Consider the following 6,867-nt stretch of genomic DNA (forward strand, 5'->3'; position numbering starts at 1 on the left):
ATTATTACTTAACTTATCACCTAAATGGTAACAACTATTCGACCGTTAATTTCACCTTTGAGCATGTCGTCAAAAATTTCGTTAATGTCTTCTAAGCGCTTTTCTTCAATAATTGCTTTTACTTTACCTTGAGCAGCAAATTCTAAACATTCTTGTAAATCTTTACGTGTACCAACGATAGAGCCGACGACCGAAACACCATTAAGAACAGTATCAAAAATAGGTAATGGCATATCTTCGGGAGGTAAACCAACCAAAACACATTTTCCTCCACGGCGCACACTTTTATAAGCTTGCTCGAACCCAGCTTTGGATACTGCGGTACAAACAACTGCATGCGCTCCACCCACTTGATCAAAAATAGCGTCGCAAGGTACGACGTCTTTAAAATCAAGTGTTATATCTGCACCTAGCTCTTTGGCAAGCGCAAGCTTTTCTTTACCCGTATCGACTGCTATTACATTAAACCCCATTGCTTTAGCATATTGCACAGCTAAATGCCCAAGACCTCCTACGCCTACAATGGCAACCCATTGACCAGGTTTAGCGCCTGATACTTTTAATGCTTTATAAGTCGTAACGCCTGCGCAAAATAAGGGAGCGGCTTCTGAAAATCCGAGTTCTTGTGGTATTTTTACAACGTAATCGCCATGGGCTAAGCAATATTCTGCATAACTCCCATCAATAGAGTATCCGGTATTGTGCTGTGATAAGCATAGTGTTTCTTTACCATCTAAGCAAAACTCACAATGTCCACATGCACTATAAAGCCAAGGAACGCCAACTCTGTCACCAACTTCCAAATGCTTAATATTACTCCCTACCTTTTCAATAACGCCTACACCTTCATGCCCCGGCACTAATGGCATTTTTGGTTTTACTGGCCAATCACCATGACAGGCATGCAAATCAGTGTGGCAAACGCCACACGCAGCTATTTTTACTAAAACATCGTTTATTCCAACCTCGGGAATGGGTAGGTCAACTATTTGTAATTTACCTTTATATTCATTATTTATTGCAGCTTTCATTGTCATTCCTTCGTATGTGAAAAAATTTAAATTGACGGTTTATTTAACTTATCTGAACTCTGGTTAAGAGATTCACTTACATATTGAACCATAGTGGTATTTAAATTTATTTATCTCTATTGAGTGATTGTCGGTAAAAACAAGGCGAATTTACGTGTCAATAGTGGGCCTATTACAAGTAAATTCAACGTAGTTAGCGCTAAAACTAACGACTTGAGATAAATTTATTAACTCATGTTCAAGTTAACTATTGCCTGTACAACATAACCTAACAAAGAAGCCTGAATATTAATCTAAATCATACTTTAGTTGTTTAAAAGGGCTTTTAAAATAACTAAGCACTTGCTATCCAAAATGAGCGTGCTAGCTATTTAATTTCTGAAATTACTGAAAGTTAATAAGCTATGAGTTTATCCGAAAAAAATTTCACCTTTGTTATGCATTGTGGTGAGATGGGCAGCCGCTGGGGATTCAATCGTACAATTGGACAAATGTGTGGCTTGTTGATTATTACAAAAAACCCAATGACCGCGAACGAGATTGCAGATGCGCTAAGTATTTCTCGTGGTAATGTAAGTATGGGTATTAAAGAACTTCAATCGTGGCAATTAATTAAAGTACAGCATATTCCAGGTGACAGAAAAGAGTACTACGCCCCTGCTGGTGATATTTGGGATATGGCGAATCGCGTATTTGAGGAGCGTAAAAAACGCGAGATTGAACCCACTTTAACCCTGCTACGCAATAACTTATTAGACGAAGCTATTAACGAAGACGAGCTCTATGCGCAAAAGCAAATGGGTGAAATTCATAACTTGCTCGAAACCGTCACAAAATGGTCGTCTGAGCTGCAACGTTTAACACCAGAGCAACTTAATAAGCTTATGAAGCTCGGGTCAGGAATTGGTAAAGTAATTGATCTAAAAGACAAGATATTTAAAAAAGAATAAAGCCGCAATTGCGGCTTTATTTATAGGTGAGTTAAATATTAAATTTTTGGATAACCAATTTTATCTGATAAGTGACCAACGCTGGTCGCAAAGTAGTATGAGCGATTCCAGTGCATAAATACTTTATAGTTATCATACGCTAAATACATACGACCATTTATATCATCTGGCATTACAAGCGCAGCACGTACGTCTACATTAGGTAAATCAGAGCCATCAGCTTTGCGCACACCTAATGCTTGCCAATCAGCTAATGAGCGCTCTGAATCATTCCAATATTCTAACCACTGCTTGCGTGTTTTTGTCCCACGAACTAAAACATATTTACTATCAAAGTTTTCAGGTAACTGAACTTGGCGACCCCAAGTAAGAGAGTCATTCCATCCCTCTTGCTTTAAATAATTAGCAATTGAGGCGAAAGCATCTTCTTTTGTAGTCCAAATATCTTTACGACCATCGTCATTGTAATCAACCGCGTATGCATTAAACGAGGTGGGCATAAATTGCGTTTGCCCCATAGCACCAGCCCACGAACCCTTAAATTTATCTAAAGTGATATGACCCGATTTTAAAATATCGAGTGCAGCCCAAAGCTGACGCTTATAAAGTGCTTCACGGCGTCCATCAAAGGCGAGTGTGACAAGCGCAGAAATAACGCTATGACCACCTTGAATTGTACCAAAGTTACTTTCAAGCCCCCACAGTGCAACTATAAAACGTGCCTGAACACCAAACTCTTTCGCTACTTGTTCAAGTACTTCTTTGTTTTGTGCATACAACTTACGCGCACGATCTATTTTCCACTGAGGGACACGCTTTGGTAAATAAGTTTCAAGGGTTTCTTTGACCTCTGGCTGGTTTTTATCAGCTGAGACTATTTTTTCTTTGTAAGTGGCGGTTGCAAAGGCTTCATCAATAAGTGTCGCTTCATAGCCCTTTGCTAATGCTTCTTGCTTTAAACTAGATAAATATTCTTGAAATTCAGCTTGGGTTTTTGCCATCACTGATGAGCTTAAGCATACCCCACATAATATAACGATAAGTTTTTTAATCACTGTCAACTCCATTTTCTTTGCGCAACTGACTTAACAAATTTTGCTCTGGTGGTGGAAGTTGTAAATAATAGCCTTTCTCAATTAAAGACGCTTTTACAGACTCTAAATCAGAACCACCTAAATGCACACGCTTTGCTAAGTTAATGATCATCACATAAATAGGTCGACCAAACATAGTCATTAAAGGTTCCGGAACTTTGTCAAAATCATCTCTTTTTTCAACAAATAAGAACGTATCCGCCTTTTTCTTACTTTTATACACTGCAGTCAGCATTATGACCCTATAATTTCTTGCTTAACAATGCTGCGCACTATAACATGAGAGTAATAATAAGTTAGAAAAATTAGATTAGAAATTTCAATAAAAGGCTTGTTCAGCCTACGTTTATCTAAATTTAATTTCTGATCAGACAATTCAATTGAGCGTGTATGACAGACCAAATTTTTGAGCTAAAAGGAAATCTTTTTACATTATCAGTTTTGCATCTTTATAGTACTGATATAAACCTTTTAGCAGAACAGCTTTATATAAAAATAGCACAGGCGCCTAAGTTTTTTGAAGGTGCTCCTATTGTTGTTAATTTAATCGAAATAAAAAGTAGTACGCTTGATTTTGTACATTTAAAATCGCTCATAGAACGCATGAGTTTTAATGCAGTTGGTGTTTGTAACGGCTCAGATGAGCAACATATACAAGCAAAGGCTGCAGGCTTATCTGTATTAAATTATGCACAAGACGTAAAGTCTGAGCCTGTTAAACAAGAGGCTAATACGTCAATTGTAGAAAAAAACGTTATTTTACCCGCGCAAATCATTAACGGGACAGTGCGTTCAGGACAGCAGGTATATGCAAAAGATCGTGACTTAATTGTATTAGGTGCAGTAAGCCACGGCGCAGAAGTGATCGCCGATGGCAATGTGCATATATATGGAACCCTTCGCGGACGAGCTATTGCCGGCGCAAAAGGATTAAAAGATGCAAACATATTTTGTCAACGTTTAGAAGCAGAGCTTGTTTCTATAAATGGCAATTACTGGATAAGTGATTCGCTACAAGGCGAACACTGGGGTAATGCTGTGCAAATACAACAAAAAAATGAATCATTAGAAATTTCAGCTTTGGTTAAAGGATAAATCTCATGGCAAAAGTTATTGTCGTTACCTCGGGTAAAGGCGGCGTTGGTAAAACAACATCAAGTGCTGCAATTGGCACTGGTTTAGCTTTAAAAGGCTATAAAACAGTTATTATAGATTTTGATATTGGTTTACGTAATCTTGATTTAATTATGGGTTGCGAACGTCGTGTAGTATATGACTTTGTAAACGTTATTAACGGTGAAGCAAAGCTTAACCAAGCACTTATTAAAGATAAGCGTGTAGATAAATTATTTTTACTACCTGCTTCACAAACACGCGATAAAGACGCATTAACTCGCGAAGGTGTAGAGCGCGTTCTAAACGAGCTAAAAGAAGATTTCGATTACATTGTATGTGATTCACCAGCAGGTATAGAAGCCGGAGCAATGATGGCAATGTACTTTGCAGATGAGGCAATTGTAACGACAAACCCAGAAGTTTCGTCGGTACGAGATTCTGATCGAATTTTGGGCATCTTACACAGTAAATCTAAGCGTGCTGAAGAAGGTCTTGAAAACATTAAAGAGCATTTGTTATTAACACGCTATAATCCAGAACGTGTTGCTAAGGGCGAAATGCTATCAGTAGAAGACGTACAAGACATTTTAGCAATTCCTTTATTGGGTGTTATTCCTGAATCTCAAGCGGTTTTAAGCGCATCTAACTCTGGACAGCCAGTTATTTTAGACAGTGAGTCTGATGCTGGTCAGGCTTATGCTGATGCAATTAATCGCTTACTCGGTGAAACCGTCGATTTTCGCTTCTTAGATGTAGAGAAAAAAGGCTTATTTAAACGGATTTTTGGAGGTTAACGTGTCTTTACTTGACTACTTCCGCTCAGAAAAGAAAAACAGTGCGTCATTAGCAAAAGAGCGATTGCAGATCATTGTCGCACATGAACGTTCCCAGCGAGGAACACCGGATTACTTACCACAATTAAAACAAGATATTTTAGATGTGATCCGCAAATATGTGAACGTAAGCAGCGATGCAGTACAGGTACAGTTTGATCAAAACGAAGATGATTTAGCCGTACTTGAGCTAAACGTTACGCTTCCTGATGAAGAAAGAAAGTAATTAAAGAATGGGCGCTAAATACAGCGCCCGCTTCTTTAAATATTTTTGCTGGTTAACCAAAAAATCAATATGCTCTGTTTATAAGATTAAACACTGGGCTATCGATTTATATATGCCTTACATTACGGGATTTAATTTTTTGTGTATATCTTAGTTATTTAATGCAATATTAACTATCGATATATATGTTTATAAACCGACTTCGCCTAAAACCTACATTATATTCAAATTTAAAACATCACCCAAATTTATATTCTGGTTAAACAGTTAATATACAGTTGAACAATTTATCGTATTGAATTCATTCTTTAACGTCGTTAAAATTTTTATATAGAACAACCATATATATTAATTTTCCCAGTAAAATACTCTATTATCTTTAAATACAACCTATACAAAAGTGAGCGGTTATAAGTAGTATTCAAAAATTAATACTACTTTATTTAATAGACTGCGGTTACTGATTATCCCATTCTTTTAAAGCAGCTTTAACGTAGTCATAGCGCCAAGAGCTTAATAAATCAGGCTTGATATGGTTTAATTTTTGATCTTCAGTAAGCTTCCAATTCCAGCTAATTAATTGATTAACTTGTTTTTTAGATGCCATAACGTCTTCTGGGATATTATACTCTTTTGCCACTTTAGTAATTTTTTGCTTTACGTCTTTTGCCACTTTTTTATAATTAGGAAAGTCTATTAAACGCTTTAATGGTTCAGGGTGCTGATCGTCAGGTATTAGTTTAGCGACCTCAATACATTTAAGAATTTCTACACCAGAACGATTAACTTCAATTGCTTCAACACCCGGTATTTGCCTAAGCGCATTTAAACTAGATGGACCTCGTTTAGCTATTTCGGTCATATTATGTTCTTTTAAAACAAAGTTTAGCGCTAAATTTTTACGTACTGCTTTACTGCGACGCCAAGCTGCAAGCTCTTTTAAAACAGCTAGTTCATGAGGTTTAAGTTGCCAAGCATTTTTAATATCTTTATATAAAATATCATCCGGAGTTTGAAACGCCCGTTTGTTAGCAATTAGCTCACTTTCATTAATTACAATATCAAATAAATTAGCAGCCTTAATACGCTCAATAATTAATTCAAAACAAGGTAACAAATGAAAGGTATCAGCGGCAGCATAGTCAAGCTGCTTAGTCGTTAGAGGTCGTTGTAACCAGTTAGTACGAGATTCGCTTTTATCAATTTCAATACCTAATAGCTCTTTTACCATAAGCGCAAAGCCCATACAGTTGCCTTCACCTAGTAACTGTAGTGCAAATTGAGTGTCAAATAACGGGGCTGGTACAAAACCTGCGTATTTTTGAAAAACTTCAATGTCCTCTGAAGGTGAATGCAGTACTTTTAAAACAGCGGGGTCTTTTAAAATTTGCCAAAAAATCAAATAATGATAGTTCAGCCAAAGGATCAATAAGTGCTAAATGCTCGCCATCAAAAACCTGAATGAGTGCAACTTCAGGATACAAAGTACGACGACGCATAAACTCAGTATCAATAGCTAAAATAGGTTTATTTTGGATCTGCTCAACAAAGGTATTAAGCTGGTTTTGGGTTTGGATCAATTGGTATTGCACTTAGTCTCCTACAATAAAAAAGCGC

The 6,867-nt window shown here is 37.0% G+C and carries 7 protein-coding genes and 1 pseudogene; 4 read left to right on the top strand and 4 right to left on the bottom strand.

The window, feature by feature from the left end:
* Positions 1–20: 20 nt before the first annotated feature.
* Positions 21–1,031 (bottom strand): alcohol dehydrogenase AdhP, encoded by a 1,011-nt coding sequence (gene adhP / locus P20652_RS02065; protein ID WP_008172099.1) that lies wholly within the window; start codon positions 1,029–1,031, stop codon positions 21–23.
* Positions 1,032–1,435: 404 nt separating this feature from the next.
* Here adhP and P20652_RS02060 point away from each other — a divergent pair, with 404 nt between their 5' ends.
* Positions 1,436–1,981 (top strand): GbsR/MarR family transcriptional regulator, encoded by a 546-nt coding sequence (locus tag P20652_RS02060; RefSeq protein ID WP_033018047.1) that lies wholly within the window; start codon positions 1,436–1,438, stop codon positions 1,979–1,981.
* A gap of 38 nt (positions 1,982–2,019) precedes the next feature.
* On the opposite strand, the gene P20652_RS02055 is transcribed toward P20652_RS02060, so the two are convergent.
* Both P20652_RS02055 and P20652_RS19105 read right to left on the bottom strand, forming a co-directional pair.
* A complete protein-coding gene (locus P20652_RS02055; RefSeq protein WP_008172105.1) occupies positions 2,020–3,036 on the bottom strand; it encodes a lytic transglycosylase domain-containing protein in 1,017 nt (338 codons plus the stop codon).
* Positions 3,029–3,310: a YcgL domain-containing protein gene (locus P20652_RS19105; RefSeq protein ID WP_033018050.1), complete on the bottom strand. Its 282-nt coding sequence runs from the start codon at positions 3,308–3,310 to the stop codon at positions 3,029–3,031. The genes P20652_RS02055 and P20652_RS19105 overlap by 8 nt, the downstream gene beginning before the upstream one ends.
* Positions 3,311–3,465: 155 nt before the next feature.
* On the opposite strand from P20652_RS19105, the gene minC reads away from it, so the two are divergent.
* From minC to minE, 3 genes are read left to right on the top strand one after another with little or no spacing between them, the layout of a single operon-like run.
* Positions 3,466–4,170 carry a septum site-determining protein MinC gene (gene minC / locus P20652_RS02050; protein ID WP_008172110.1) on the top strand — a complete coding sequence of 235 codons (705 nt, stop codon included), beginning with the start codon at positions 3,466–3,468 and terminating at the stop codon, positions 4,168–4,170.
* Positions 4,171–4,175: 5 nt separating this feature from the next.
* Complete coding sequence (minD, locus tag P20652_RS02045; RefSeq protein ID WP_008172113.1) at positions 4,176–4,985, top strand: septum site-determining protein MinD; 810 nt, start codon at positions 4,176–4,178, stop codon at positions 4,983–4,985.
* Between the two features lies 1 nt (position 4,986).
* A complete protein-coding gene (gene minE / locus P20652_RS02040; protein ID WP_008172115.1) occupies positions 4,987–5,250 on the top strand; it encodes a cell division topological specificity factor MinE in 264 nt (87 codons plus the stop codon).
* A 457-nt stretch (positions 5,251–5,707) separates the two neighbouring features.
* On the opposite strand, the pseudogene rnd reads toward minE, so the two are convergent.
* Positions 5,708–6,842 (bottom strand): annotated as a pseudogene (gene rnd, locus P20652_RS19110) (ribonuclease D).
* Positions 6,843–6,867 lie beyond the last annotated feature (25 nt).

Origin of the sequence: Pseudoalteromonas sp. BSi20652, assembly GCF_000239855.1 — a bacterium.
Lineage (GTDB): Bacteria > Pseudomonadota > Gammaproteobacteria > Enterobacterales > Alteromonadaceae > Pseudoalteromonas.